At 63.5% G+C, this 26,957-nt stretch carries 28 protein-coding genes; 13 read left to right on the forward strand and 15 right to left on the reverse strand.

Annotation, left to right across the window (positions count from 1 at the left end):
• Positions 1 to 170: 170 nt before the first annotated feature.
• A complete protein-coding gene (locus NKG59_RS22540) occupies positions 171 to 1,232 on the reverse strand; it encodes an SDR family oxidoreductase (RefSeq protein WP_253541639.1) in 1,062 nt (353 codons plus the stop codon).
• A 112-nt stretch (positions 1,233 to 1,344) separates the two neighbouring features.
• On the opposite strand from NKG59_RS22540, the gene NKG59_RS22545 reads away from it, so the two are divergent.
• Both NKG59_RS22545 and NKG59_RS22550 read left to right on the forward strand, forming a co-directional pair.
• On the forward strand, positions 1,345 to 2,250 hold the full coding sequence (locus NKG59_RS22545) for a LysR family transcriptional regulator (protein ID WP_253541642.1): 906 nt from the start codon (positions 1,345 to 1,347) through the stop codon (positions 2,248 to 2,250).
• 115 nt (positions 2,251 to 2,365) lie between these two features.
• Entirely contained in the window at positions 2,366 to 3,310 is a 945-nt protein-coding gene (locus NKG59_RS22550; protein ID WP_024979325.1) for a chemotaxis protein, read from the forward strand.
• 57 nt (positions 3,311 to 3,367) lie between these two features.
• Here NKG59_RS22550 and NKG59_RS22555 read toward each other — a convergent pair whose 3' ends face one another.
• Together NKG59_RS22555 and NKG59_RS22560 are read right to left on the reverse strand one after the other, a co-directional pair.
• The gene (locus tag NKG59_RS22555; RefSeq protein WP_045203369.1) at positions 3,368 to 3,880 is read right to left on the reverse strand and encodes a membrane protein; all 513 of its coding nucleotides are present in this window, start codon (positions 3,878 to 3,880) and stop codon (positions 3,368 to 3,370) included.
• A gap of 85 nt (positions 3,881 to 3,965) precedes the next feature.
• Positions 3,966 to 4,610 (reverse strand): TetR/AcrR family transcriptional regulator, encoded by a 645-nt coding sequence (locus NKG59_RS22560; protein ID WP_253541644.1) that lies wholly within the window; start codon positions 4,608 to 4,610, stop codon positions 3,966 to 3,968.
• A 139-nt stretch (positions 4,611 to 4,749) separates the two neighbouring features.
• Here NKG59_RS22560 and NKG59_RS22565 point away from each other — a divergent pair, with 139 nt between their 5' ends.
• The 9 genes from NKG59_RS22565 (at position 4,750) to paaE (ending at position 11,864) form a co-directional block, all read left to right on the forward strand.
• Complete coding sequence (locus NKG59_RS22565) at positions 4,750 to 5,181, forward strand: YybH family protein (protein WP_253541647.1); 432 nt, start codon at positions 4,750 to 4,752, stop codon at positions 5,179 to 5,181.
• Between the two features lie 73 nt (positions 5,182 to 5,254).
• Positions 5,255 to 5,686 (forward strand): VOC family protein, encoded by a 432-nt coding sequence (locus tag NKG59_RS22570; RefSeq protein WP_253541650.1) that lies wholly within the window; start codon positions 5,255 to 5,257, stop codon positions 5,684 to 5,686.
• 234 nt (positions 5,687 to 5,920) lie between these two features.
• Positions 5,921 to 6,448 (forward strand): SRPBCC family protein, encoded by a 528-nt coding sequence (locus NKG59_RS22575; protein ID WP_253541655.1) that lies wholly within the window; start codon positions 5,921 to 5,923, stop codon positions 6,446 to 6,448.
• Between the two features lie 40 nt (positions 6,449 to 6,488).
• Positions 6,489 to 7,937, forward strand: a complete 1,449-nt coding sequence (locus NKG59_RS22580) for a DHA2 family efflux MFS transporter permease subunit (protein WP_253541658.1) — start codon at positions 6,489 to 6,491, stop codon at positions 7,935 to 7,937.
• A 165-nt stretch (positions 7,938 to 8,102) separates the two neighbouring features.
• Positions 8,103 to 9,122 carry a 1,2-phenylacetyl-CoA epoxidase subunit PaaA gene (gene paaA, locus NKG59_RS22585; RefSeq protein ID WP_253541661.1) on the forward strand — a complete coding sequence of 340 codons (1,020 nt, stop codon included), beginning with the start codon at positions 8,103 to 8,105 and terminating at the stop codon, positions 9,120 to 9,122.
• Between the two features lie 17 nt (positions 9,123 to 9,139).
• On the forward strand, positions 9,140 to 9,427 hold the full coding sequence (paaB, locus tag NKG59_RS22590) for a 1,2-phenylacetyl-CoA epoxidase subunit PaaB (protein ID WP_253541664.1): 288 nt from the start codon (positions 9,140 to 9,142) through the stop codon (positions 9,425 to 9,427).
• A gap of 9 nt (positions 9,428 to 9,436) precedes the next feature.
• Positions 9,437 to 10,237, forward strand: a complete 801-nt coding sequence (paaC, locus tag NKG59_RS22595) for a 1,2-phenylacetyl-CoA epoxidase subunit PaaC (RefSeq protein ID WP_253541667.1) — start codon at positions 9,437 to 9,439, stop codon at positions 10,235 to 10,237.
• Positions 10,231 to 10,743 carry a 1,2-phenylacetyl-CoA epoxidase subunit PaaD gene (gene paaD, locus NKG59_RS22600; RefSeq protein WP_253541670.1) on the forward strand — a complete coding sequence of 171 codons (513 nt, stop codon included), beginning with the start codon at positions 10,231 to 10,233 and terminating at the stop codon, positions 10,741 to 10,743. The genes paaC and paaD overlap by 7 nt, the downstream gene beginning before the upstream one ends.
• 20 nt (positions 10,744 to 10,763) lie before the next feature.
• Positions 10,764 to 11,864: a 1,2-phenylacetyl-CoA epoxidase subunit PaaE gene (paaE, locus tag NKG59_RS22605; RefSeq protein ID WP_253541673.1), complete on the forward strand. Its 1,101-nt coding sequence runs from the start codon at positions 10,764 to 10,766 to the stop codon at positions 11,862 to 11,864.
• A 3-nt stretch (positions 11,865 to 11,867) separates the two neighbouring features.
• Here paaE and NKG59_RS22610 read toward each other — a convergent pair whose 3' ends face one another.
• Both NKG59_RS22610 and pcaD read right to left on the reverse strand, forming a co-directional pair.
• The gene (locus NKG59_RS22610; protein ID WP_253541676.1) at positions 11,868 to 12,488 is read right to left on the reverse strand and encodes a TetR/AcrR family transcriptional regulator; all 621 of its coding nucleotides are present in this window, start codon (positions 12,486 to 12,488) and stop codon (positions 11,868 to 11,870) included.
• 75 nt (positions 12,489 to 12,563) lie between these two features.
• A complete protein-coding gene (gene pcaD, locus NKG59_RS22615) occupies positions 12,564 to 13,379 on the reverse strand; it encodes a 3-oxoadipate enol-lactonase (protein ID WP_253541679.1) in 816 nt (271 codons plus the stop codon).
• A gap of 111 nt (positions 13,380 to 13,490) precedes the next feature.
• Between pcaD and NKG59_RS22620 the strand changes: the two genes are divergently transcribed.
• Positions 13,491 to 14,441, forward strand: coding sequence for a LysR family transcriptional regulator (locus NKG59_RS22620; RefSeq protein WP_253541682.1), 951 nt, complete (start codon positions 13,491 to 13,493; stop codon positions 14,439 to 14,441).
• A 129-nt stretch (positions 14,442 to 14,570) separates the two neighbouring features.
• Entirely contained in the window at positions 14,571 to 15,389 is an 819-nt protein-coding gene (locus tag NKG59_RS22625; protein ID WP_253541685.1) for a class I SAM-dependent methyltransferase, read from the forward strand.
• A gap of 63 nt (positions 15,390 to 15,452) precedes the next feature.
• Here NKG59_RS22625 and NKG59_RS22630 read toward each other — a convergent pair whose 3' ends face one another.
• The 10 genes from NKG59_RS22630 to NKG59_RS22675 form a co-directional block, all read right to left on the reverse strand.
• Entirely contained in the window at positions 15,453 to 16,580 is a 1,128-nt protein-coding gene (locus NKG59_RS22630) for an acyltransferase family protein (RefSeq protein ID WP_253541688.1), read from the reverse strand.
• Positions 16,581 to 16,672: 92 nt separating this feature from the next.
• Positions 16,673 to 17,953, reverse strand: coding sequence for an RNA polymerase sigma factor (locus tag NKG59_RS22635; RefSeq protein ID WP_253541691.1), 1,281 nt, complete (start codon positions 17,951 to 17,953; stop codon positions 16,673 to 16,675).
• Between the two features lie 11 nt (positions 17,954 to 17,964).
• Positions 17,965 to 18,396 (reverse strand): YciI family protein, encoded by a 432-nt coding sequence (locus NKG59_RS22640; RefSeq protein ID WP_045203354.1) that lies wholly within the window; start codon positions 18,394 to 18,396, stop codon positions 17,965 to 17,967.
• A gap of 155 nt (positions 18,397 to 18,551) precedes the next feature.
• Positions 18,552 to 19,415 carry a hypothetical protein gene (locus NKG59_RS22645; RefSeq protein WP_253541693.1) on the reverse strand — a complete coding sequence of 288 codons (864 nt, stop codon included), beginning with the start codon at positions 19,413 to 19,415 and terminating at the stop codon, positions 18,552 to 18,554.
• Between the two features lie 250 nt (positions 19,416 to 19,665).
• Positions 19,666 to 20,319 carry a GntR family transcriptional regulator gene (locus tag NKG59_RS22650; RefSeq protein WP_024979306.1) on the reverse strand — a complete coding sequence of 218 codons (654 nt, stop codon included), beginning with the start codon at positions 20,317 to 20,319 and terminating at the stop codon, positions 19,666 to 19,668.
• Positions 20,320 to 20,545: 226 nt separating this feature from the next.
• Positions 20,546 to 21,754, reverse strand: a complete 1,209-nt coding sequence (locus NKG59_RS22655; protein ID WP_253541696.1) for a porin — start codon at positions 21,752 to 21,754, stop codon at positions 20,546 to 20,548.
• A 60-nt stretch (positions 21,755 to 21,814) separates the two neighbouring features.
• On the reverse strand, positions 21,815 to 23,167 hold the full coding sequence (locus NKG59_RS22660; protein WP_253541699.1) for a TRAP transporter large permease: 1,353 nt from the start codon (positions 23,165 to 23,167) through the stop codon (positions 21,815 to 21,817).
• Between the two features lie 6 nt (positions 23,168 to 23,173).
• A complete protein-coding gene (locus tag NKG59_RS22665; RefSeq protein WP_045203351.1) occupies positions 23,174 to 23,662 on the reverse strand; it encodes a TRAP transporter small permease in 489 nt (162 codons plus the stop codon).
• 134 nt (positions 23,663 to 23,796) lie between these two features.
• Positions 23,797 to 24,789 carry a TRAP transporter substrate-binding protein gene (locus NKG59_RS22670; protein ID WP_253541702.1) on the reverse strand — a complete coding sequence of 331 codons (993 nt, stop codon included), beginning with the start codon at positions 24,787 to 24,789 and terminating at the stop codon, positions 23,797 to 23,799.
• A gap of 79 nt (positions 24,790 to 24,868) precedes the next feature.
• Entirely contained in the window at positions 24,869 to 26,884 is a 2,016-nt protein-coding gene (locus NKG59_RS22675; RefSeq protein WP_253541705.1) for a glycoside hydrolase family 28 protein, read from the reverse strand.
• Positions 26,885 to 26,957: the final 73 nt, after the last annotated feature.

Raw genomic sequence — 26,957 nt, forward strand, 5'->3', positions numbered from 1 at the left:
GGACGTACAGGATTTGAACCTGCCTGCCTGCGTCGGTAAACCGTCGCCGCTCGACCCATGAGCTACCGTCCCGCCTTCACTATATCGACCCTTCCTGCGGAAACCCGAGTCGGGACATCCCCCTAGCCGGATCGGCCAGTGCGGCGCTTCGGTGGAGGCATCCGGATGCTCTACCCCGGAATGATTCTGCGCTGGCGCAAGTCGTCGAAGATGCGCATGAACATCGCTTCCGTCTCCACATATTCGTGAAAGCCAAAGCGACGTGCCTTGGAGCCGTCACCGAACATGTCGTAGTCCCATGAGAAGACGAAGTCGGCAAAGCGCCACGAAGACACATCGCGGTAAGGCGTGTTCGCCAAACCATGCTTGGCGATCATGCTTTGCCAGAGCGGCACCTTGTCGGCCATGACGGTGTCGAGCGACAAGGGCAGAGGCGGGGCGACTTCCAACGCAAAGTAACTGGCGATCTTGGGCCACATTTCGCTCCAGCGGAAGAGGTCTCCGTTGTTGATGTTGAAGGCCTGGTTGGCGCAGCGCGGCTCGGTGGCGGCCCACACGGTGGCGCGGGCGAGCAGGCCGGCATCGGTCATTTCCAGCAGGCGGTCATATGCGCCGGGTTTGCCGGGAAAGCGCAGCGGCAGGCCCAGTTCTTTCGATATCGACGCGTACATGGCGATGGCCACGGCCAGGTTCATCGGATTACCTAGCGCAAAGCCGCCGACAACCGACGGGCGTATTGCTGACCATGTCCACGCCTTGCCCACCTGGCGTGCTTCCAGAAAGGTCTGCTGGTCGAACATGAATTCGGGCGGCATGAAATGCGTATCCGTTTCGCGCGCCGGGGTTTTGAACGGCCCGAGGTGGCCGCCGTAGACCTTGTAGCCCTGCATCAGGCTGATATGCATGAGGTGTGGCGACGCGGCTTCCATGGCTTCCACCACGTTGGTCAGCATGGCGAGGTTGGGCGGCACCAGTTCGGCCCAGGTCGGGCGGTCCTGATAGGCGGCGTAGAAGATGTGGGTGACGTCGCCAAGCGCGCGGAGCTTGGCGCGCGTGTCGGCCGCGTCGAGCAGGTCGACGGCCACATGCTGGATGCGCTCGGTCGATTCTCCGCCGCGGCGCGACAGGCCCACGATGCGCCAGTCGTCCAATGTTGCGAGGTGCTCGATCAAGTTGCGGCCGATCACGCCCTGAGCGCCCACGACGAGCGCGACTTTGTTCTGTGCAGTCATGTTGATGTTGGGTTGAGCCCAACGCAGCAATGGCAATGGCAGCCAGTATGAGAACGATCGAATCTGTGCGATAGACTGCCAACAAGCACAACATTTATGAATTGAAATCACAATGTCGCGGCTTGATGTCAATCGCTTTGGCGAGATGGAAGTTTTCGTGCGGGTCGTGGAAGAGAGCGGCTTCTCTGCCGCGGCGCGCGCCTGCCGGATGACGCCGTCGGCGGTGAGCAAACTGGTGGCACGGCTGGAAGCCCGACTGGGCGCGAGGCTGGTGAACCGTTCCACGCGGCGCTTTCAGCTCACGCCCGAGGGTATGGCGTTCTATGAACGCAGCGTGACGGTGCTGGCCGATCTGGAAGAGGCCGAGCGCGAGGCGTCCGCCGGGGCGCAGCCTTCAGGGCGATTGCGCATCAATTCCAATGTGCCGGTCGGCACGCATTTGCTGCTGCCGATTGTGCCGGCGTTTCTGGCGTGCCATCCGGAGGTGTCGCTCGACATTGCGCTCACGGATCGCGTGGTCGATCTGATGGAAGACCGCACCGATGTTGCACTGCGCAGTGGTCCGCTAAAGAGTTCGCGGCTGGTGGCGCGCAAGTTGGGGCAGACGCGCTTGATGGTGGTGGCGTCGCCGGCTTATCTGGCGCGCGCGGGCACGCCGCGCACGCCGGCTGATTTGGCAAACCACAACTGCCTGGCGTTCAGCTACGTGCGCGCCATGAACGCTTGGCCTTTTATCAAGCGCGGGCGCCGCACCGAATTCACTCCGCACGGCAATACGCAGATCAGCGATGGCGAGGCGCTGCGCGCCGTGGCGGTCGCCGGTCTGGGGCTGGCGCGCTTGGCCGAGTTTCAGGTGCGCGCCGATCTGGATGCGGGCCGTCTCGTCCCCGTCCTGGAGGATTACAACCCGGGCGAGACCGAAGACATCCACGCCGTCTATGTCGGTCAGGGAGCGCATCTGCCGGCGCGCGTGCGGGCATTTCTCGATTTTCTGGTCGCGCACGTGAAGGTTGCCTAGGCTTGTGTTTCCCCACGCTGGAAGGGCTCGGCCTTCACATTCGCAAAACCCCTTCAAGTTGCCAAACGCCGTGCCGTTTACCGCCACATAACGTGTGCTTGAACGGGGGAAGACAATGTCGCAGCACGAAGTTGATGAACGGACCAATCTGACAAACAACAACCGTTTTGAACTGTTGCTGTTCCGCCTGGGCGAATCTGCGCGCTCCAATCAGCGCGAGATGTTCGGCATTAACGTGTTCAAGGTGCGCGAGATCATGGTCATGCCGCCCGTGACGCATGTGGCCGATGCCGGCGCCCATATCCTGGGCGCAGTCAATGTGCGCGGCCAGATCATTCCCGTAATTGACCTCGCCAGCGTGATCGGCACCAAGAACGGCAACGCCAACATCCTGCTGATTACCGAATATGCGCGCTCCACCCAAGGCTTTGCGGTGGAAGAAGTGGACGAGATCGTGCGCCTGGAATGGAGCCAGATCTTCCCGGCCGAGGCGAGCGTTGGCAGCAGCAACATCACCAGCCTGGCGCGCCTGGATGGCAACGCCGACAACTCCCGTCTGGCGCAGGTGATCGACGTCGAACAGATTCTGGTGGATGTGTTCCCGACCCGCCGTACCGATCTGGCGCCCGACAATGGCGAGCGTCCGATCAAGCTGCCGCCGGGTGCCAAGCTGCTGGTGGCGGACGATTCGGGCCTCGCACGCTCGCTCATCGCCAATGGTCTGGAAGCGATGGGCACACCGTATGTGATGACCAAGAGCGGCCAGGAAGCGTGGGATACGCTGCAGAACATCGCACGCGATGCCGCACGCGAAGGCAAAACTGTGCGCGACAAGATCGCCCTGGTGCTGACCGATCTGGAAATGCCAGAGATGGATGGCTTTACGCTCACGCGCAAGATCAAAACCGAGCCGGCGTTCCAGTCGATTCCGGTGGTGATTCACTCGTCGCTGTCGGGTTCGGCCAACGAAGACCACGTGCGCCGCGTTGGCGCCAACGGCTACGTTGCGAAGTTTGAAGCGAACGAACTCGCGCAGGCCATTGCTTCTGCGCTGGGTTAATCGCTGAGCTAAGCACTGAGGCCCGGGCGGCGTGCAATGCGCCGCCCGGGCTTTTTGTCACTTGCGGCTGTGGTGATCACCGCCAAGCGGGTCGACGACAATCATGGTGCGATCGAGCACGCCGTTGTCGTCGAAGAGGGCGTTGAAGTGCGCCTGCTGATACCCGGTGACGTACATCCGGTATGACCACGCCTCCCGCTTCATCAGCGGGTAGTACTGCGTTGGCTCGCGCGGCATGCCAAAGCGCTCCGCCACATCATGCTTGGTCCAGACGCCGGGCCGGGCTTCGTAGATTTCCTTTTCAGTCAGCATCTGCCGGAAGTTGGTGAGCTTGCCGCTCGCGTCAAAGTCCGCGGCATAGACTTCATGTCCCATCGGCTGCTTGGAATAGATCCAGCGGTGCGTGCCGTTTGCCAGCTGGTACGTCTCGGTGGGCGCGCCAAACGTCTCGCGTACGGTACTTTCGGGCTGGCCGATCATCTTTTGCGCCGTCTGGATTGGCGAAAGCGCCGCGCATGCGCTCAGCACGAGCGCGACGGCGCTGATCCATCTGCCTGGTCGCATCTGCATGGTGGTTCTCCGGTGTGTGGCTTGTGCTGATGGTAAACACTTTGGGTGCAAGCAATATTCCATCGGCCAGCTGGTCCGGCAGTCTCTACAGGCCGTTTTCCACCATTTCCACCACACGCAATGCAATGGCGCCGGTCTGCTCGGGCGGGCGCCCGCGCAACGGCCCATCAATGATAAGCAGGGCCAGCCCATGCACCGCCGACCAGGCGAGGTATTCGGCGCCCGGACGGCGTTCGGGCGGCAGTACGCCGGCAGTTGTCATCCGGTCCAGCGCCAGGCTCAGTAACTGGAACGGGTTCAGGCCGCTATTGCCAGCCTTGGCGGGGTCCGCGTCGTTTTCCACTTCATCGGGCACTGCAAAGGCTGTGCGGAAGAGACCGGTTTCCGTCTGCGCAAACCGCAGATAGCCCACACCGATGGCGCGTAGCGACGCGCGTGCGCGCGCATCCTCGGGCCACGCTGGGTCGATGGCATCCAGCTCGGCTTCCATTGCGCGCGCCAATGCGGCCAAAGCCTCTGCCCGGACGGCCTGCAGCAAGTCCTGTCGCCCTGCGAAATGCCGGTAGGCGGCATTCGGCACCACGCCCGCGCGGCGCGTGGCTTCGCGCAGCACGATGGCGTCGGGCCCGCCGGCGCGCGCCAGTTCAATCCCGGCGTCGAGCAGCGCACGTCGCAAGTCGCCATGGCGATACGTGGTGCGCACGGGTGGTCGAGGCGGTTCCTGGGTCATGCAATGCAACTCCGCAAGTTCTATGTGGACACCGTCCATTATGTCTGCTACTGTTTGTGGACAGTGTTCACAATTCAACCCTAGGCGCTGTGACGCAAATTTCCAAGCCTTTAGTGCAACAGCTTCTTCGGAGACCAGCATGACGATTGCCACCACCGCAGCGGACGACGAGGCCCAACTACGTACGTTGATTAGCGAGTGGGCTGCCGCCGTCCGCGCCAAGGATGTCGACGCCGTCATGCGTCATTACGCACACGATGTGGTGGTCTTCGATGTGATGCCGCCGCTGTTTGTAAAGGGCGTCGATGCGTACCGTCGCAACTGGCAAGGCTGGTTCGATGCGCTTGAGGGGCAGGCCGATTTCCAATTCACCGAGTTGCACCTTGAGGTGAGTGGCGATCTGGCCTATTGCTTCAGCGTGAATCGCCTGCGTGCGCGCTATCGCGACGGTGCGAAGCACGATGCGCAGACGCGCGCCACCGTGTGTTTTCGCAAGCGCGATGGCCGTTGGCAAGTCGTACACGAGCATGCATCGGTGCCGCTGCCGGTGCCTGAACCGGCGTGCGGCTGAGCGAGGTTTCCTCCCGACCGCGTGGCGCAATGCGCGGCTTTGCAGTCCCCCAAGTCCACCCCAAGGAGTTGTGATGCAAGTTCAACCGTATCTGTTCTTCGAAGGTCGTTGTGAAGAAGCGCTGGAGTTCTACAAGAAGACGCTTGGCGCCAAGGTCGATGTGGTGATGCACTACAAGGATGCGCCCAAGGATGCTCAGCCCACTAGCGAGCAATGCGGCGGCATGGCGCCCCCGCTCGACAAGGTGATGCACGCCGCCTTCCGCGTGGGCGAAACCCAAATTCTGGCGTCCGACGGCATGGCCGGCGGCAAGACGGATTTCAAGGGTTTTGGGTTGTCCGTGAGCGTACCCGACAACGCCACTGCCGAACGGACATTCAAGGCACTTGGCGAGGCCGGGCAAGTCACGATGCCGATGTCCGAAACGTTTTTTGCCAACGCGTTTGGCATGGTGACCGACCGCTTTGGCATCACGTGGATGGTGATCGCGCCCAAGCCGATGTAACCGCAATGCGCGTGCAAACGGCCGCCGAGCGGTGGCCGTTCTACGCAAAATCGTAGGAAGCCTGCGTTGGCGCAAGGCAATGGTCCGGTGCTAGACTGCGCGATCATCGGGGCCTTACCAATATCAACGAAACCACCCCCTTGGTGACGTCCGGCTGTTCTGGCCGCGACCTTTTGCACGGCTTGCGCAAAGGCGTCCCTTCACCTGCTGTCCCCATCTGTTGGAGCGCTCTTCATGCTGAAGATCATTGCGATCGTCATCGTCGTCGCGATTGCTGCTGTGCTCGGTTTTGCCACCACGCGCCCCGATACCTTCCACGTGCAGCGCGAGATCGACATCAAGGCGTCGCCTGAAAAGGTGTTCGCCCTGATCAACGATTTCCACCGCTGGACTGCTTGGTCTCCGTGGGAAAAGCGCGATCCCGCGATGAAGCGCACCTATGGCAGCCCCGCCAGTGGCAAAGGCGCGAACTATGCGTGGGATGGCTCGCGGGAAGTTGGGGCAGGGCGCATGGAGATTGTCGATTCAACGTCGCCCAGCCGCATCCGGATTCAGCTTGATTTTCTGAAACCGTTCGAAGCGCACAACACGGCGGAGTTCACGCTCAAGCCTGCCGGCGATGTGACGCACGTCACCTGGGCCATGTATGGCCCGAGCCCATTCATCTCCAAGGTGATGGGCCTGTTCTTCAGTATGGACGCGATGATTGGCAAGGACTTTGAAGCCGGTCTCGCCAACCTTAAATCGGCTGCGCAATCCTGAGCGACATTCGGGCGCAGCGGCCAATCATAGGAGTGACTCCATGACGCATGGCATCGACGAACGCAAGCGCTGGCTTGCCCTCATCGTGCTCTGTCTGGGCGTGCTGATGATCGTGCTGGATACGACCATCGTGAACGTTGCGCTGCCGTCCATCCAGGCAGACCTGGGCTTTACCGAAACCTCGCTCGTGTGGGTCGTCAACGCCTACATGCTGACCTTTGGCGGCTGCCTGTTGCTGGGTGGCAGGCTGGGAGACCTGTTTGGACATCGCAAGCTGTTCTTGCTGGGGCTGACGTTGTTCACGCTGGCTTCGGCTGCGTGCGGACTGGCGAACTCGCAAGGGCTGCTGATCACGGCGCGCGCCGTGCAGGGGTTGGGCGGTGCGGTGGTGTCGGCGGTGTCGCTGTCGCTCATCATGAACCTGTTCACCTCGCCGGCGGATCGCGCCAAGGCGATGGGCATCTACGGCTTTGTGTGTGCGGGCGGCGGCAGCATCGGCGTGTTGCTAGGTGGTTTGCTGACGAGCACGCTGAGCTGGCACTGGATCTTTCTGGTCAATCTACCGATTGGCGTGGCGGTGTATGCCGCGTGCGTGGCGTTGTTGCCTGCGGGCAAGCCGTTGGCCGATCGCACGAAGCTGGATGTGGCGGGCGCGATTGCCGTGACCGCATCATTGATGCTGGCGGTGTACGCCGTCGTGCATGGCAACGAAGCCGGTTGGGCATCCACGCAAACGCTGACGCAACTGGGCATTGCCATTGCGCTGATGATCGCGTTCCTGATCATTGAATCGCGCGTGTCGCATCCGTTGATGCCGCTGCACATGTTCGCGCTGCGCAACGTCGCCACGGCCAACGTGGTGGGCGTGTTGTGGGCGGCGGCGATGTTCGCGTGGTTCTTCATCTCGGCGCTGTACATGCAGCGCGTGCTCGGCTACAGCGCCATGCAGGTGGGGCTGGCCTTCCTGCCGGCCAACATCATCATGGCGGTTTTCTCGCTGGGCTTGTCGGCCAAGCTGGTGATGCGCTTTGGCATTCGTGCGCCGCTGTCGTTGGGTTTGCTGGTGGCCGCTGTGGGGCTGGCGTTGTTTGCGCGGGCGCCTGCCGGCGGCAGCTTTGTGATGGACGTGCTGCCCGGCATGTTGTTGCTGGGTCTGGGCGCCGGTGTGGCATTCAACCCGGTGCTTCTGGCGGCCATGAGTGATGTGGCGCCGGATGAGTCGGGCCTGGCGTCTGGCGTGGTCAACACGTCGTTCATGATGGGCGGTGCGTTGGGCCTGGCCATCCTGGCAAGCTTGGCCGCTGCACGCACCGAAGGTTTGACCGCGGCAGGCGCCGATGCCACGACCGCGCTTAATGGCGGCTACCACCTCGCGTTCCTGTTAGGCGCGGTTGCAGCCCTGCTTGGTTCTGTGTTGGCCGGGGTGTTTGTGCGCACCCGCACGCATGGGGCTTCGCAGGGGGAAGCGTCGTCTGCGGCGCCAATCTAGGTCCGAGAAGGGCAAAGAGGACACCGGTTTCACCGCATGTCTCAAACGAGGCATGCGGTAAAATCCGTTATTGACCGACCGGTCGGACGGTTTATAATCGATCCACCCAAAACACGGCGCGCATGACGTGCCGTGCACATGCCCAAAAAGCGGCCGGAGGATCGCATGTACACCCAAAGCCTCGACCAGCCCGGCGGTCTGCCCACAGAGCAGGAACTGGCCGCCGCCTCCCAAGGCGAAGCCGATTTGCAGGCGCGCTTTGACGCCCGCATTGGCGCCGACCACAAGGTCGAGCCGCAAGATTGGATGCCGGCGCCGTACCGTAAGACGCTGCTGCGACAGATTTCGCAGCACGCGCATTCCGAGGTGGTGGGCATGCTGCCCGAGGGCAATTGGATCAGCCGTGCGCCGTCGCTCAAGCGCAAGGCCATTCTCCTGGCCAAGGTGCAGGATGAAGCGGGCCACGGCCTCTATCTCTATTCCGCCGCAGAGACGCTCGGCAGCTCGCGCGACGAGATGATCGACGCGCTGCACGAAGGTCGCGCCAAGTATTCATCGATCTTCAATTACCCGACGCTCTCCTGGGCAGACGTGGGCGTGATCGGCTGGCTGGTCGATGGCGCTGCGATCATGAATCAGGTGCCGCTGTGCCGCTGTTCGTATGGCCCATATGCGCGCGCCATGATCCGCATCTGCAAGGAAGAGTCGTTTCACCAGCGTCAGGGCTATGAATCGTTGCTGACGATGATGGGCGGCACGCAGGCGCAGCGCGACATGGTGCAGGAATCCGTCAACCGCTGGTGGTTTCCGGTGCTGATGATGTTTGGACCGCCCGATACTGCATCGCCCAACAGCGCGCAGACCATGGCCTGGGGCATCAAGCGCATCTCGAACGACGATCTGCGGCAACGCTTTGTCGATGCCACCGTTGAGCAGGCGCGCGTGCTGGGCGTGACGCTGCCCGACCCCGGCCTCACATGGAACGAAGCACGCGGCCATTACGATTTCTCACCGCTCGATTGGTCTGAGTTCAAGCGCGTGCTCGACGGCCACGGCCCGTGCAACCGCGAGCGCCTTGCCACCCGCAAGCGTGCACACGAAGAAGGCGAATGGGTGCGCGAGGCCGCGCTCGCCTACGCGCGCAAGCAGGCCGAACGCGCCGCCGCCAACCAACAAGCTGCCTGAACCGGAAGGAGCCCACCATGCATCAACACGAATGGCCGCTGTGGGAAGTGTTCATCCGCAGCAAGCAGGGTCTGGAGCACAAGCACTGCGGCAGCCTGCACGCGGTGGACGCCAAGCAGGCGCTGCAGATGGCGCGTGATGTTTACACGCGCCGGCAGGAAGGCGTCTCTATCTGGGTTGTGCCATCGGTCGCCATCACCGCCAGCGAACCCGACGACAAGCCGATGCTCTTCGACCCGATGGCCGACAAGATCTATCGGCACCCGACGTTCTATCGGCTGCCCGATGAAGTCAACCACATGTGAGCCGCGGTCATGACTTCTGACGTGCATCTGCAATACATCCTTCGTCTGGCCGACAACGCGCTCATCCTCGGCCAGCGCAACGCGGAATGGACTGGCCATGGCCCGGTGCTGGAAGAAGACATCGCGCTGTCCAACCTGAGTCTTGACCTGATCGGCCAGGCGCGGTTGCTCTACACGCACGCGGGGCAGATTGAAGGCACGCTCACCGGTACGCCGCGCAAGGAAGATGATTACGCCTACTGGCGTGCGGAGGCTGCTTTCCGTAATTACACGCTGCTTGAGCTGCCGCATGCGGGACCAATGGTGGCGACTTCCGCAGCCGCGCGCGACTACGCCGTCACCATCGTCCGCCACTTCCTCTACGCCGCATTGATGGTGCCGCTGTGGGAGGCGCTAGCGCGTTCGACCGATACCGAACTGGCCGCCATTGCCGCCAAATCGGTGAAGGAGATGCGTTACCACCTCGCCCATACGCGCGACTGGCTTGTGCGCTTCGGTGACGGCACTGAGGAATCGCATGCGCGTGCCCAGGCCGCGCTCGATTGGCTGATGCCGTACACCAACGAATACTTCGCCGCGGACGACGTTGAAACTGCCGTGGCTGAGGCCGGCATTGGCGTGCGTCCGGCAGACCTGCGCGACGCGTGGGAAGCCACCGTGCGTGACGCACTGGAAGAGGCGACGCTGCATTGGCCGGAGCCTGGCCCGTACGTCTGCACCGGCAAGCACGGCGTGCATTCTGAGCATATGGGCTATCTGCTGGCCGAGATGCAGGGGCTGGCGCGCCAGTTCCCGGGGGCATCGTGGTAAGCGAGCGGGTGGACCGCGCGCGTATCGCGCTGGAGGCCGTGACCGATCCGGAGATTCCCGTGGTCACGCTCGCCGAGCTTGGCATCCTGCGCGATGTGCAGCTCGACGAGGCCGGCACACTGGTGGCAACGATCACGCCCACGTATTCCGGCTGCCCGGCCATGGAGCAAATCGCCGATGATGTGAGCCGTGCGTTGCAGGCGGCAGACGTGGGTGCGTATCGCGTGCGTTCGGTGCTGTCGCCGGCATGGACGACGGATTGGATCACTGCCGAAGGGCGCCGCAAGCTGCGCGACTTTGGTATTGCGCCGCCGGCACATGTGGCCGAAGCGGATGGTGCACGCCCGATTCGTCTCACGCGCCCAACGCAGGCCGAGCACATCGCCTGCCCGCAATGCGGATCGCACGATACGGTACTCATTTCCGCCTTCGGTTCGACAGCTTGCAAGGCGCTGTATCGCTGCCGCGCCTGTCGCGAGCCGTTCGACTATTTCAAGCCCTACTAAGCCCCCTGAGCGCAACCGCCATGACTCCGCAATTCCATCCCTTGCGCGTTGCCGAAGTGCGCGGCGAAACGGCCGATACGATTTCCGTGCGCTTTGACGTGCCGAACGACCTGCGTGACGCATACCGCTTTACGCAAGGCCAGTTTCTGACGTTGCGCGTGCCGTCTGGTCAACTGCCCGGACAGGAAGAACTGCGGCGCTCGTATTCCATCTGCTGCGCCGTACAGGACTACGACGCGCACGGCGAACTGCGTGTGGCGGTCAAGCGTGTCGATGCCGGGGTCTTCTCCAATCACCTGCACGACCGCATCCGCGTAGGCCAGACGCTCGATGTGCTGCCGCCAGACGGCCGGTTTTACGTGCCGCTGGCCGCGGAAAGCGCACGCCACTATGTGGCCTTTGCAGCCGGCAGCGGCATCACGCCCATCCTTTCGCTCATCAAGACGACGCTGGCGGCCGAGCCGCAGAGCCGCTTCACGCTGGTCTACGGCAACCGCAGCGTCGACAGCATCATCTTTGGCGAAGCGCTCGAAGACCTGAAGGACCGCTACCTCGATCGCTTCGCGCTGTATCACGTGTTGTCGCGCCAGGCGCAGGAGATTGCGCTGTTCAACGGGCGGCTGGACGGTGCGAAGGTGCGGGATTTTCTAGACACGCTGATCCCGCCTGACGATATTGATGCAGCCTTCATCTGTGGCCCGTCGACGATGATCGACGCGGTGGAGGCGGCGCTGCTCGAGCGCGGTGTGCCGCGCGATCGCGTGCACGCAGAGCGCTTTGGCGTGCCGGTGGGCGATGCGACGGCAGCGGCCAAGCCGCGCAGGCATGCCGCAGTGGCCGGCGACGTGGCGCTCACGGTGGTGCTCGACGGCAAATCGCACGAAGTGCCCATGGCGGGGGACGCCAAGGTGCTCGACAGTGCGTTGAACGCGGGGCTCGATCTACCCTATGCGTGCAAGGGCGGTGTGTGCTGTACGTGCCGTGCCAAGGTGCTGGAAGGCCGTGTGGAGATGGACAAGAACTTCACCCTGGAAGACTGGGAAATCCAGCAGGGGTTTGTGCTGACCTGCCAGGCGCGGCCGCTCTCGCAGCGCGTGGTGGTCAGCTATGACGAGCGGTAAACGTCAACCTTTTCTGGCGCCTGAGCCGCTCAGCCCGTTCTCCAGCATGTCGATCACCATTTCCGCATAGCCTTCGTACGAGAGCGGCCCGTCAGGTTTGAGCCAAGTGAACGTCCAGTTCATCATGCCGAACAGCATCATCGTGATGGGCGTGCGGTTGGCTTCATCCACCTTGTCCGGGTAGGCCGCGCCAAGTTGCCGGCCCACGGCCGCCACCACGTTCCGCTCGCGTGCGAGCACGATGTCGCGCTGCTCCGGCGCCAGGTATTTCACGTCATTGAGCAAAGCTACATGCCGGGTGCGCGAAGTGGCGTATTCGGCCAGGAACGTACGGACCAGCAGATGCAGCGTGGCGCGCGCCGAAAGCTTGGCATGCCGCGCGTCGCTCTCGGCGCGTTCAACCAGATCGGCCAGCCGGCGCGTGTAGCGGTCGAGCAGGTCGAACAGGATGGCTTCCTTGCCTTCGTAGTAGTGATACAGGCGCGATTTGGAGCCGCCGCACGCAGCGGCAAGCTGGTTCATCGACACGCTCGGGTAGCTGTCGGCCGCAAAGGCTTCGGCGGCGGTGTCGAGCACGCTTTCGCGGCGTAGCTCGAATTCGTCTTCGTTCTTGACGCGGGACATGGCTGGCGGCACATCGGTTGGATGGCCGCCATGTTAACCGGCTGGGTTGCCGCGTGTCGATGCTGCATTGACGCGTCAGACGGTCTCGTGCACGCCCAGGAAATCCAGCACGACTTCAAGGAACGCGTCCGGCAGCTCCACGTTGGCGAGGTGCACGGTGTCGAGCAAGCGCAGTTGGGCGCCCGGAATGGCGGCGGCAATGTCCTCGCCGTGGCGGGCAGACGTCACGGTGTCGTGCTGGCCGGCAATGACGAGCGTCGGAGGCGTGATCAGCGTGATCGTGCGGCGCAGGTCGGCATCGCGCACGGCCGTCCACCCGCCGATGATGCCCTCGCGCGGTGTCGTCAGCAGCGTGCGGCGGAAGGGCTCAACGGCTGGGTCGCGTGCCTCCAGCATGGGTGCTGGAAACCAGTTGCGCAGGAATGTTTCGGTCGTTGTCTGCATGTCGGGCGCCTGCTGAAGCTCTGCAATGGCCTGGTCGAAATACTGCGTCGGGCCGATGTGCGCAGCGGTGTTGGAAAGGATCAGCCGGTCGATGCGCTCCGGCACATGAATCGCCAGCCATTGCGCCACGATGCCGCCCAGCGACAGCCCCAGCATATGCACGCGCTGGATGCCCAGCGCATCAAGCAGCTCCACAACGTCACGCCCAAGCCGATCCATCGAGTAAGCCCCAGCGGGGGCATCCGAGGCGCCATGGCCGCGCGCGTCGTAGCGCAGCACGTGAAAGTGCTCGGCCAGGCGCGGCACGCTCACGTCCCACATGTGCAGGTCGGTGCCGATGGAGTTGGACAGCAGCAGGACGGGCTTGTCCGCCGCGCCGTCAAAGCGATAGGCGATGCGCGTGCCGTCACCGGTGGTGATGAAGGAAAGGTCGTTGCGGGTGGTCATGATGGGCTCCTGAGAAAGACAGTTGAAACGGTTGGGATGCCGTCATCCTAGGAGCCGATGAGATTCGTGGATACTATGAAGTTATGACGAACTTTGTAGGTTTTGCCGACAATGCAGAACTTCACGCTCCACGAGCTGCAGTGCTTCGATGCGGTGGTGACCGGCGGTAGTTTTCAGGCGGCCGCTGACCGGCTGCATCGCTCGCACCCCTCGGTGTTTGCGGCTGTCGCCAAGCTGGAGGGGCAGGTGGGTTTGAGCCTGCTGGACCGCAGCGGCTATCGCGTGCGCTTGACGGAAGCGGGGCGGTCGTTTCATCGCAAGGTGCAGTCCGTGCTGCGCGAGAGTGATGAACTGCGAACCCACGCAAAGCAGCTAGCGATGGGCGAAGAAGCCGAATTGCGCGTGGTGCTGGGTGACCTGTGCCCGCTGCAGCCCGTGCTGGCATTGCTCAGCCAGTTCTTCGGCCAGTGCCCGCAGACGCGCCTGCAATTGCAGTTTGAAGCCGTCACCGGACCGTGGGAGCGCTTACTGGAAGACGACACCGACCTGATCGTCCACCGCGTGCCAAAGGGCGACGTGCGCATGGAATGGATCGACCTGGGCAAGATCGCCATGGTGCCGGTGGTGGCGCCGGGTTTTCTGCCGTTCCCGATCACGTCATCCATTACGCCGCAGCAGATGCAGCGCTTCATGCAGTGCGTCATCAACGACTCGGCACGGAACCCGCCGGAGCAATCCTACTACGTCATCGAAGGGGCGCCGCAGTGTGCCGTGCCAGATCAATTGATGAAGAAAGAGCTGATCCTCCACGGCATGGCGTGGGGGCATTTGCCGCGTTTCCTGATCGATGCGGAATTGCGCGAGGGGACGTTGCTGTCGATTGCAGGGCGGCATTTTCCTGGCATGGTGCAGGAGCTGGCGGTTGCGCGGCGGCGGGATCAGCCGCACGGGCCGGTCGCCAATCGGCTGTGGGACTTCCTCGGCGACCACGCACCGGTGCTCAAGCCGGCGTTGGGCCGCATGCCGCGTCAGGCGGGGGCGGCCGCCAGAAAACGTGGATAGTCCCGCGCCTTGCCGATCCTTCATGCCTTGGCAGGCATGTCATCTAGTCGACTTGGCGGAGTGCCCGCCGCGCAGTTCCGGGCTATAACGATTCATGCTCGACCCTCCCTCGGGCAAAGGTGGTGAACGATGGCTGCGCATGGCACCGATCAGGTCTTCTCCGGCTCCATTCCCGAGTTGTACGACACGCTGCTGGTTCCGTTGATCTTCGAGCCTTATGCGGTGGACATGGCTGCACGGGCGGCGGCATGTGAGCCGCAGCGCGTACTGGAAGTTGCGGCGGGGACCGGAGCCGTGACGCGCGCGCTGGCGCGTGCGCTGCCTGCAACCACCGAGATTGTCGCGACCGACCTGAACCCGCCGATGCTCGATCGCGCGGCCGCCGTGGGCACAGACCGGCCCGTGACATGGCAGCAGGCCGACGCCCAGCAACTGCCGTTTGCCGATGGCTCTTTCGATGTGGTGATCTGCCAGTTTGGCGCGATGTTCTTCCCCGACCGGCCCAGGGCCTTTGCGGAGGCGCGTCGTGTGCTGACACCGGGCGGCAAGCTGCTCTTGAGCGTGTGGGGCCGGATTGAAGACAACGACTTTGCAAATGTGGTGACGAAGGCGCTGGCGAAACGCTTTCCCGAGAATCCGCCGATGTTTCTGGCGCGTACGCCGCATGGCCATTACGACCCGACGCCGATTCAAGCCGATGCGCGCGCGGGCGGCTTTACCGCAGAGGTCATATACGACGTTGTCCCAGCGCGCAGCCGGGCAGACTCGGCGCGCGCGGTCGCTATTGCGTACTGCCAGGGCACGCCGGTGCGCGGCGAGCTGGAGGCATTCGGCCCCGAGGCACTGGCCGACGCCACCGACGTATGTACCGATGCATTGACGGCGCAGTTTGGCGCCGGCCCGGTCGACGGCAAGATCCAGGCGTTGATGTTCAGCGTGACAGTTTGAGGAGAGCAGGTAGCGGCATCGGTATCGCGTTACGCGGCGCAGGCGGTGGAGAGGCGTCGCTGCTCAAGATTCTTGTTGACCCAGGTGCGTACGCGAGCCGTGTCGACGGTTGCGCGTCCAGTCGACGGCGCGGCGGCCCAGGGCGATGGACGGTCGCTCGACATAGCGATGCAGCAACATGGCCAACACTAGCGTCAACGCAAGGTTGACGGCAAACAGCATCAGTTGCGTGCCGATCCACTCTGGCGCCAGCCTGCCCACCAGGCGGTGCGTGGCTTCGATCACGCTGGGGTGCACGAGGTAGAGCGCATACGACAGCTCACCCAGCCAGACAGCAACGCGCGGCACGCGAAGCTCGCCGCAGTGTTCCATGGCCACCATGCCGATCAGCAACGCGCCTGCGGGCAGCCCGCGGGCGAGCAGATCGAACTTGGGAACAGGGCCAACGACTGATATCACGAACGTCGCCACGCCCACCGCCAGCAGCACCCGCGCGAAGGCCGGGGTGAGACGATGCCGATGCGCTGCATACAGCCACGCCAGCCCCGCGCCTAGGAGAAACTCCAGCACAAGCGGATTGGCTGCCATGGCCTGAAGCGGTGTGGCCCAGTCATACAGCGCTTCCGGGTTGCGCTGCACGACGCCGCTGTGCCAGAACGGCACGATGATCGTGCTCGTGAACAGCGCCAGTGCCACCAGCCCAAGCGCACGCCGGCCGAATAGCGCCAGCCCGACCGCGCACAGCCCATAGAAGAACACCTCGTAGTTGAGCGACCAGCCCACATACAGCGCCGGATACCCGAAGTACGGCGCATCCACGTTCGCCTGCGGCGCAAACGCGAGCGAGGTGAGCAGCACGCCGGCAGACACAGGGTTGAGCCACGTGGAATGCAGCACCGACATCAACCAGTAAGGTGGCGCAAGCCGGAACGCACGCTTGACGAGAAATTCGCCGGCCGGTTCAGGCCCCTTCGGGCCAAGAATGGCGACCCACGCAATGATGAAACCGCTGATGACGAAGAACACATCCACACCCACATGCCCGCGCTTGATCACATGCGTGGTTAGCCACGCAAGGGCAGGGATGTCGGCATGGGCCAGGGCGAGCCCGGAGTGGTACACCACCACATACAGCGCGGCAAAGCCCCGCAGTGCCTGAATGCTGAGAAGGGAAGACGAAGAACGGTTCACGCAGGATGGACGACCACGGCGCAATCAAGGTTCCGCCGCCGTCGCGTTATCGATAAGCAAATCTCCGTAGCAAGCGGCGTGCCACAGCGTTACTACGGGGCGGTGCACTTGGCTGCGCGCTCCAGCAAAAGCGCGCGTTCTTGCCGATTGTGTGCAAGCGCCGCTGCGCGTTCGTACTCCACGCGTGCCTCCTCCGGGCGGTTGAGGCGCGCAAGAAAATCGGCGCGCACGCTGGGCAACAGGTGATAGCCGCGCAGCGCGGGTTCGGCCAGCAGCGAATCGACAATCTCAAGCCCCGCTTGCGGGCCGTAAGCCATGGCCACCGCCACGGCGCGGTTCAGTTCGACGATGGGCGAGGGCGTGAGTTGCGCCAGTGCGTCGTACAGCGCGGCAATGCGCGTCCAGTCGGTTTGTTCGGCGGTGCGTGCGCTTGCATGACATGCCGCAATGGCCGCCTGGAGCCCATACGGGCCGAGCCCGCGCCCGCAGGCTTCTGCTTGTGCCAGCGCCGCAAAGCCACGCTGGATAAGCAGGTAGTCCCAACGGCTGCGGTCCTGCTCCATGAGCAGGATGGGCCGGCCGCCGGGGCCTACGCGTGCATGCAGGCGCGAGGCCTGAAGCTCCATCAGCGCGAGCAGGCCAAGCACTTCCGGCTCGCCCGGCATGAGCCCCGCCAGGATGCGGCCCAGGCGCTGCGCTTCTTCACATAGTGTGGGGCGCGTCCAGTCGTCACCCGCGGTGGCGGCGTAGCCTTCGTTGAAGACGAGATAGATCACCTGTAGCACGGCTGAAAGCCGCTCGGGCAACGCATCCGGCTCGGGCAACTCGAACGGCACGTGTGCTGCAGAGAGCGTCTTCTTGGCGCGCACAATGCGCTGCGCCACCGTGGGCTCCGGCACCAGAAAGGCGCGGGCGATCTCGTGTGTGGTCAGTCCGCCAAGCAATCGCAGCGTCAGGGCCACGCGGCCTTCGTGCGGCAGTACCGGATGGCAAGAAATGAAGACTAGCCGCAGCAGATCGTCGCCGATGGGCTCGTCGCGCGCTGTTTCGGCATCGGCCTGGGCAAGCTCCTGTTCGATCTCCAGCTCGATGGCCAGCAGCGCATGTTTTTGCTCCGCCAGCGTGTGATGGCGCAGCCGGTCAATGGCCCGGTGTTTGGCGGTGGCCGTAAGCCACGCGGCCGGGTTGTCGGGGATACCCGATGCGGGCCATTGTTCCAGCGCCGCGACCAGCGCATCCTGCGCCAGCTCTTCGGCCAGCCCCACGTCGCGCAGCAGGCGGGCAAGCCCGGCAATGATCCTGGCCGATTCGATGCGCCACACCGCGTCGATCGTGCGATGGATGGCGAGCGTATCCGGCGACGAATCGGCCATGACGGCGCCGTTTATTGCTGCTTGGCTGCCAGTTCTGCGCGCAGGCGTTCTTCGCGCTCGCGGGCCTCGGGTGTGAACTCCGCACCAAAATCTTCCGCTTCAAACACGCGGCGGATTTCCAGGCGCACGTTGCCGCCGGCATCGAGTGCCGGCCAGCGCTTGACCCACTCCAGTGCTTCTTCTTCCGACTTGACCTGCAACATGGTGTAGCCGGCGATCAGCTCCTTCGCCTCGGCAAACGGGCCATCGATCACGGTTGGCTTGCCATTCTTGAATTCCACGCGTGCGCCGCGCGAGCTGGGGTGTAGCCCTTCGCCGCCGAGCAGCACGCCTGCCTTGGCCAAGTCTTCCATGTACTTGCCCATGGCAGTGAGCAGTTCTTCGCTCGGCATGACGGAGGCTTCGGTGTCTTTGTCGGCCAGTCGCAGAATCATGAATCGCATGGTGTTTCTCCTTAGGTGCGTTGGGTTGGAGGCGACGCATGATGTTCGCGCCTCTACTTGCACGTCGAATGAAGCGTGGGCGCAATCGACAGACCCGGCAACCAAAAGTGTAACAACATGTAACGAAGTGACGCCTGAAGGCGCCCCTCAGCCAATCAACGGCATTTGACCTCGTAGTCGACAACGTGCGGCAGGTCGTCCTCACCCGCGGTGGTGACGGTCAGCTTGCCAGCGGGGCCGGTGTAGCTGAAGTCGCAGTAGGCGAGGCCCGTACCCGCACAGTTCTCGGTTTCTACCAGACCCTGCTTGACGAGGGCGCTCTGGCGGGGCTCGCCGTTGGGGCCGCCTCGTACAGGCTTCCAGCCCTTGGCGGCGAGTGCCTTGCGGGCCTTGTCGATCGGCATGCCGTAGATGGTCGGTACCTTGGCGCGGCCGTGGCAGACGGCATCTTCGTCGGCAACTTTGCTCAGGCGGACCGTGCCATCAGCGTCGACACGCAAGTCACCGACCGGAGAAGTAACCATGTCGCCGTCCCACACGCGCACGGCGCCGCCTTCGAGCGCGGTAAGGGTGCCGATGGCGGTGTCTTCGGCGGATTTTCCGTAGGCCAGCGCGACGAGCTTGTCGTTGTCGAACACAGCCACGTTGCCTTGCGTGATGCTGCAGGTCGCGCTGGTACCGGCCTCCAGACGGCCCGCAAAACTGATGGCGCGATACGTGCCCGAAGATGCCGAGCCAAGCGGCACATCGGCCATGACCGCCCAGCCTTGTGCCGCCACCTGCTTGGCGGCGGCCGACGCCGGCTTCATGACGGCCTGTGGGCAGTCAGCGCGGTCGCTCTGGCTGCCAGTAGCCTTGGGCAGCACGTTCAGCGTCTTGATGCGGATGTCCTTTACATCGGAGGCCACACGCAGGTCGTTCGTTTGCGCCAACACTGGCAACGAGAGTGCCAGGCTGAGTGCCAACACGGCACTACGCAAGGTGCTCGGCAAAGGATTCACGGAAGTGGAATTCGGCATGGAGTGGCGTTGCATGGGAGAGAGCAAGTCGGTCCGACATGATCCACTGCGCATGTGAATCGAGGATTAACAGCGAGCCAAGGTCGAACGAAAGGTGAATCCAGCAGAATAATTCGGGAATGTAGATTCCCGGCGTCTCACGCGTCTGCGTTGGAGCCGATCGCGGCGGTGCGGAATGGCGAGGGCCGTGCTTCGACGCGGTTGATCAAGCGGCCGCGCCAGCCTGAAGCGGCCACTTGCCCGAACCTGCCTAGATGGTGAAATACTCCGGGCGCAGCCGGCGGGTAATTTCCAACACCGGCAGCACATGATCCAGGTGCTCACGCATGGCGCGCACGGCGCGTTTCGGATTGTTGGAAGCGAGGGCGTCGATCACCGCGCGGTGCTCGGCCAGGACCTCGGTCATGCGGCCCTCCAGCGGGAGCGTCAGCAGCCGGTAGCGGTCGATCTGTGTTTTGACTTCCAGGATGATCTGCCAGACGCCGGGGTAGCCGGACAGCTCGGCCAGCGTGGCGTGAAAGGCTTCGTCGGTGCGGAAGAAGCCGCGCCGGTTGCTCTCGCGCACGCATTGCGCCTGCCGTTCGAGCACGACGTTCAGCTTGTGGATGCCTTCGGGCGTCATGCGCTCGGCAGCCTTCTCGATGATGGCGACTTCCAGCGCGCCGCGCACGAGCATGGCTTCTTCCAGCGTATTGAGCGGAATGCGCGACACGAACGTCCCGACGCGCGCCTGGACGTCGATCAGCCCTTCCTCGGCCAACCGCTGGACGGCCTCGTGAACGGGGGTACGGCTGGTACCAAATTCTTCTGCGAGATCCTTCTCGACGATGCGCGTTCCGGGTAGCAGTTCCATCTCGACAATCCGCTCGCGCAGCTTCAGATACACGCGTCGGGCGGCGGTCATGGTGGCCTCGTCCTCAGGGGGCGAGGGGAAAGGGCGCGAAGTCATACAGCTCGCAACGAGTTCGGGGGGAAGTGGAAGGGATCGCAACGGCGCGGCCTGAGGTGTCGATGCGGTCAGAGACCAAGGGCAGCGCGGGCACCATGATAGCGGCAAACTCCGCGCACTTGAACTGAGGTGAACCCGGTCACAGCGTCCGGGCGGACGCCGTGACCGGCGTTTAAACCGGTCAGAACCGGTGAATCATGCCGACAGCCACGGTAAGTTGCGACCCGGTTGCCGAAGGCGCGCCGTTCTGGCCATCGCCGATGGACGCCGTGGCATCGATGATGCCGCCCGTGGGCGAGATCGTCTTACCCTTTGCTTTCTGATACGCCTCCAGCAGGTACACGCCCGTGCGCTTGGAGAAGCTGTAGTACTGCGACAGGTTGAACTGGTGATACGTCGCCGCGTCGGCAATGCCGTTGGCCTTGGTGGCGCGCGTGTACGAATAGCCGGCGGCCAGGTCCAGCGTCGGGGTGGCCTTGTAGTGCAGGACGGCGCCGCCGGTATTGAAGATCGCCTCGCTGGCGAACTTGGAGTTCACGCCCGGGACGTACTGCACGTTGGAGTACGACACCGACACGTCCCATGCCGGTGAGAAGGTGTACGAACCGAGCACGGCAAAGCGCTGTTGCGCCGCCGCCAGTTGGTAGCCGGCGTTGATGGCCGACACGGCCGGCTGGCTGCCGTTGTTGGACAGCGCTGAGTTCGCGCCCCAGGCGCCGCCGCCCACCGTCGAGTTGTTCACGCGCATGAAGCCGGCGCCCACGCCGATCGGGCCATTGGCATAGCGCGCGGCAAAGCTCCAGGTGGAACCGTTACCCACGCTGCCCGGCGTCTCGCCCATGCCGTAGGAGCCGCTGAAGGTCACGCCGCCCAGTGTGGGCGAGGTATAGACCACGGAGTTGTTGACGCGGTAGTTGGTGTCGAGCGAGTCGATATCGCCCGGGTGCGCACCGTAGAAGCCAGTCAGCCAGTTGATCGGGCTGTACGGGGCCAGGATCGAAAAGTACGCCGTGTACTGGCGGCCCAGCGTGACGGTGCCCAGCTCGCGGTTGGCCAGACCCACGAAGGCCTGACGGTTGAACATCAGCCCCGAGACCGATTGCGAGCCCGTGTCGCCGTTAAAGCCTTCTTCGAGCACGAACTGCGCGCTGTTGCCGCCGCCCAGGTCTTCGTTGCCCTTGAAGCCGAAGCGGCTGCCCGACCAGATGCCGCTGTTCTGCTTGACGACCGAATGGCCGTTCGACGTGGAGCCGACCGAGGTCTGGTTGCTCTGATACCCGACCGACACGTCGATGTTGCCGTACAGCGTGACGCTGCTTTGCGCGTACGCTGATCCGGCGATGCCTCCCGTGAGTGCGATCGCTGCCGCGATTGCTACTTGGCTCTTCATGATGACTCCTTCCTTGATGTTCGCAGCCGTGGCTGCATGTTGGTTATTCGTTGGGTTGCCTCAGTACACCGGGTGCCCGTTGATTACGCTCGGCAGCCAGGTCGAGAAGAACGGCATGTACGTCACCACGTTGATGGCGGTGAAGATGGCGAGGTAGTAGGGCCAGGCGATCTTGGTGGTCTCGCCAATGGAGACTTCGCCGATGGCGCAGCCGACAAACTGCACCGAGCCGATGGGCGGATGCACCAGACCCAGCGAGCAGTTGAGCAGCAGCATGATCCCGAACTGCACGGGGCCGACGCCGCAATGCATGGCCATGGGCAGGAACAACGGCGTGGTGATCAGGATGTGCGCCGCCATGTCGACGAACGTGCCCAGGAACACCTGCAGGATGTTGATGTAGAGCAGCATCAGCCACGGTGCGGCGCTGGTTTGCGTGAGCATCTGCTCGATGGCGTCCGGAATCTCCAGGTAGGCCATCTGGAAACGCAGCATGTTCGACACGGCAATCAGCAGTAGCACCACGCCCGTGGTCTTGGCGGCGTGGGCCAGCGCACGGCTGAACTTGGTCCACGTCATGGAGCGATAGACGAGCACCGTCAGGCACAGCGAATAGGCGACTGCGATGGCGGCGGCTTCGGTGGCGGTGGCAATGCCCATGGCAACGCACACCAGGATCAGCGCGATCACCATCAGGCCCGGAACTGCGCCCACAAAGGCACGTGCCACGGCAAACCAGCCGGGGAAGGGCGGCAGCTCGGTCGATCCGTCGGCGCGGCGCGGGAAACCGTAGCGCTTGGCTTGCCAGTAGGCGGCGACCAGCACGAAGCCCATGACCCAAAGCACCGGCAGCAGCCCCGAGAACAGCAGGTCGCCAATCGACACGCCGCTCACCTGCTGGCCGTTGAGCGAGCCCACGATGCCCTGCGCTGCAAAGGCGTAGATGATCATGTTGGTGGAGGTCGGCATGAGCGCGCCGGCCAGCGAGGCATGCGTGGTCACGTTGACGGCGTAGGCGGCGCTGTAGCCCTCGCGCTTCATCAGCGGAATTACCACGCCACCCATGGCCGACGTGTCGGCGGTGGGCGAGCCCGAGACGCCGCCGAACAGCGTGCAGGCCACCACGTTGGCCATGCCCAGGCCACCGCGGAAGTGCCCCACCAGTGTTTGCGCGAAGCGCAGGATGCGGTCTGCAATGCCGCCGTGCAGCATCAGCTCGCCCGACAGGATGAAGAACGGTACGGCCAGGAACGAGAACGCGTTCATGCCCGAGATCATCGACTGCATGGCGGTGGCCGCCGGCAGGCCTTCGTGCAGATACGTCAGCACGCATGACAGGCCGAGCGCGAACGAAACCGGTACGCCCAGCAAAAGAAACGCCAGAAAACTGACGGAGAGAATGGCGAGATCCATGGTGACTTAACTTGCGTCTTGCGCGAACAGCCCGACCAGGCGTTCGAGAGCGAACAGGGCGATGGCGACACTCGCCACGATAGGAATCCAATAGCGAACGGCTTCAGGCAGTCCGAGGATGGGAATGCGGTCACCGAACGTGGTTTCGGCCATCTCCAGGCAGCCGATGAAGATCACCACGGCAAAGGCGATCAGGCACAGCTTCTGCAGCACGTGCGCGGCGCGCTTGCCCCCTGCGGGCAGGCGTTCAACAAAGGAATCGAGGCCGATATGGCCGCCCTCGCGTACCTTGAGCGCGGCCCCGAACATGGCAATGGCCACCACCATGAGCAGGGCGATGGGTTCAACAAAATCCGGCGCGTTGTTGAAGACGTAGCGCATGATCACGCCGTAGAAGACAAGCACGGTCAGCGTGGCCAGGCATGACGCCGCCACAAGCGTGAGCACGAGCGCAAACGCATCGTTGATGCGTTTGAGTAAAGACATCGATTGCATGCTGAACCTGGAGGGGAGCGCGGTATCGGAGGTGGGCAGGCGGGGCCGGTGTACCAACGGCGTACATCGGGGGCCTGCCCGGCGCGTGGCCTGCGGGAAAGTCGCAGGCCACGCGCTTGAGCGGTGATGCAGGCTTACTTGGTGGCCACGATTGCGTTGACGATGTCCTTCATCTGCGGCGTGGTTTCGTACTTCGTCCAGATTGGCTGCATGGCCTTGACGAAGGCGGCACGGTCAACCTGCGAAGCCGGCACGATGGTGGCGTTGCCCTTGGTCACGGTTGCCGTGGCGGCCTGCTCGCGCGCGGTCCAGAGCTTGACGTAGTACGGCACGGAGTCGGCAGCAGCCTTGCGGATTGCGGCTTGCTCCTGCGGCGTGAGCGTGTCCCAGATCTTCTTGGAGAAGACGAGCACTTCCGGCGTCATCGCATGCTGCGTTTCGGAGTAGATCTGCGCGACTTCAAAGTGCTTGGTTTCTTCATACGACGGGATGTTGTTTTCCGCCGCGTCCACCAGGCCCGTCTTCAGGCCGGTGTAGACCTCGCTGAAAGGCATCGGCGTGGGCGTGCCGCCCATGGCCTTGATCTCGTCGACCATCAGGTCCGACGGCTGCACGCGGATCTTCACGCCCTTCATGTCGGCCGGCGTGTGGATGGCCTTCTTGGCGTAGATCGACCGCGCGCCGCTCTCATAGAACGTCAGGGCGACGAAGCCCTTGGCGGCAAACGAATCCAGAATCTTCTGGCCGACCGGGCCGTACATCACCTTGCGGAAATGGTCGATGTCGCGGAACAGGAAAGGCAGGGAGGGAATGACCGATTCGGGAACGATCTCGTTGAAGGCCGCGCCATTGGCACGCACCATGTCGATCGCGCCGATACGCACCTGGTCGATGGTGTCCTTCTCCGAGCCCAGCGCGCTGTTGCCGAACACCTTGACGGAGTCTTTGCCGTCGGTGGCCTTTTTGATCTCCTCGCCCATGAACTTGACGGCCATGTTGGTCGGGTAAGTGTCGCCGTGCACGTCGGCTACACGGAAGGTGCGCGCTTGCGCAGCGCCGCTTGCGAAGGCGGCCAGCAGTGCGGCGAACAGCAGGGAGGTACGAGCGATTGCGGTAGGGCGTTTCATGATGGATGTATGGGCAGCAGGGTCGGAATAAAAAGGCGCTGGCCAGCAGAACCAGCCAAGCGCGAAGGAGGCGGGTTGCTCAGCGGGCGTCGGTTACGGTGGTGTTGAAAGTCTGTCCACCGATCACGACGTTCTGCAGCGTGATGTCGTGCACGTTGTAGGCGTAGATCGGCCCCGGCGTGGTGGCGCTTGCGGGGCCTGCCGCCGTGGGCGTGCCGAAGTTGCAGTTCGAGATCGTCACGCCCGTGATGGGCGGAACGGTGGGCACAGGCAGCGCGCCGTTGTAGTCGAAAGCCACGGGGCCCTGGGCAACGATGGCCTGGAAGCACGAGCCCGTCAGGCCGCCAGTGGTGACGTTGCCGGCGGTGACGTTGGAGATGTTCACGTTCTGCACGAGGGCCGGCCGCGTACGAATGGCATCGGCTGCAGGCTGGTAGTCGCAGTCGAACGTGATCAGGCCGCCTTGCGAAGCGGACGGGTTTGCTGCGGCCGCCGTCACCACGCCCAGTGGCACCGTGCTGTTGATCGGGCTGCCTGCCAGCATCTTGCTGCCGTAGCCGGCACCGGTGAGGTTCACGCCGTTGGGCAGGCTGACGTTGGTGACATAGAAATTCTTCACGAACCCGCCACGGTTCATGTTCGTCTTGATGCGGATGGCGATGTTCAGAGAGTTCGTTGCCCAGAACTGATTGAGCATCGCCAGGTTGCGCGCATAGATGTTCTGTACGCCGCCGCCCATTTCGCTGCCCAGCGTGATGCCGCCGTGGCCGCTGTTCATCGTGCAGTTCTGGATGACGTGGTCTTGCGCAGGGCCGTAGCCGGTGTCGAGGTTCTTGCCCGACTTGATGGCGATGCAGTCGTCACCCGTGTTGAACGTGACGTTTTCGCACAGCACGTTGCTGCAGGCGTCGGGGTCGAAGCCGTCGTTGTTGGGGCCGATGCTATCGACCGTTACGCCACGGATGACCACGTTCGTGCAGTGCACCGGATGGTGCTGCCAGAACGGCGTGTTGACCGTACGGTAGTTCTCCATCAGCACGTTGGTGCAGCCGATGAACTCCACCATGCATGGACGCAGGTAATGGCCGAGCCCGAAGATGCGCTTCTCCACCGGCACGCCGGCTTCTGACAGCGCGGGCAGATAGTTCTGGTCTTGCTGCCAGGGCGTCGCCGGATTGGTGAGCAGCGTGTAAAGCGCGCTCGGGATGCCCGGCACTGCGGTCTGCAAGTCGACGTTGTTCGGGTTGCTGTAAGCCTGCGACGGCGTGCTCGAGCTAGCGCAGCCATAGGCGCCGTTGGTGCCCTTGAAGGTCCACCAGCACGTGCTGGTGTTGCCCGTGCCGGCAAACGGTGTCATGGCCTGGCCGTTGAGCACCGAAGTCGCTCCTTCGCCCGTCAGCGCGATGTTGCTGGCGTTGCGTGCGTAGATGGGCGAGCCGTAATTCAGGCAATCGTCGGCCTGCCAACGGCTGTAGTAGAGCTTGCCGTTGGTGCCGCAATCGATGGGGCCGTCCTTGGCGTAGTCCGCCGGATTGGCGCTGAAGTAGATCGTGCAGTTGGCGCTGAGGTGAAAGTTGACGTTGCTCTGGAGCACGATCGGCCCGGCGCAATACCACGTGCCTGACGGCACCACCACGCGCCCGCCACCTGCTGCGTTGCATGCCGCAATGGCTGCCAGGAACGCCGGGCGCGAATCGAATGCGCCAGGCGCCTGCGTTGCGCCAGCGCCTGAGCTGACCGGCGATTTGGTCGGATCGGTGTAGGGGCTCGTTTGTGCGACAACGCTGCACGGCTGCGCGCCATACGCCTCGACCTGGAAATCAACTGCCGGGAATGCACTCTGCGCCACGCCCTTCAGCGACGAAATGATGGTGGTGGCCAAGCCGTTCGTGCCCCAGATCGGGTCTGCCTGAACGGGCGCCGTGGGCGTGGTGGCAACCGGTGCTGCGGTGTCGTCGGAGCTGCCGCCACAGGCGCTCACCAGCGCGCCCCCGACCACGGCACCGCCGTAACTAAGAAAGGCACGTCGCGACGGACTGTGCGGGGCGCGGGCATCAGATGCCTGCCGCCGCCGGTTACGGAAGGGCGCTGCCATTGGGTCTCCTCGTCTGGTTTTTGTCTGACGTGTCGACCCGGCAGGAGGCTGCTGAATCCGGGCACGTCTTTTG

Source organism: Ralstonia chuxiongensis, from assembly GCF_024158925.1.
GTDB classification, from domain to species: domain Bacteria; phylum Pseudomonadota; class Gammaproteobacteria; order Burkholderiales; family Burkholderiaceae; genus Ralstonia; species Ralstonia chuxiongensis.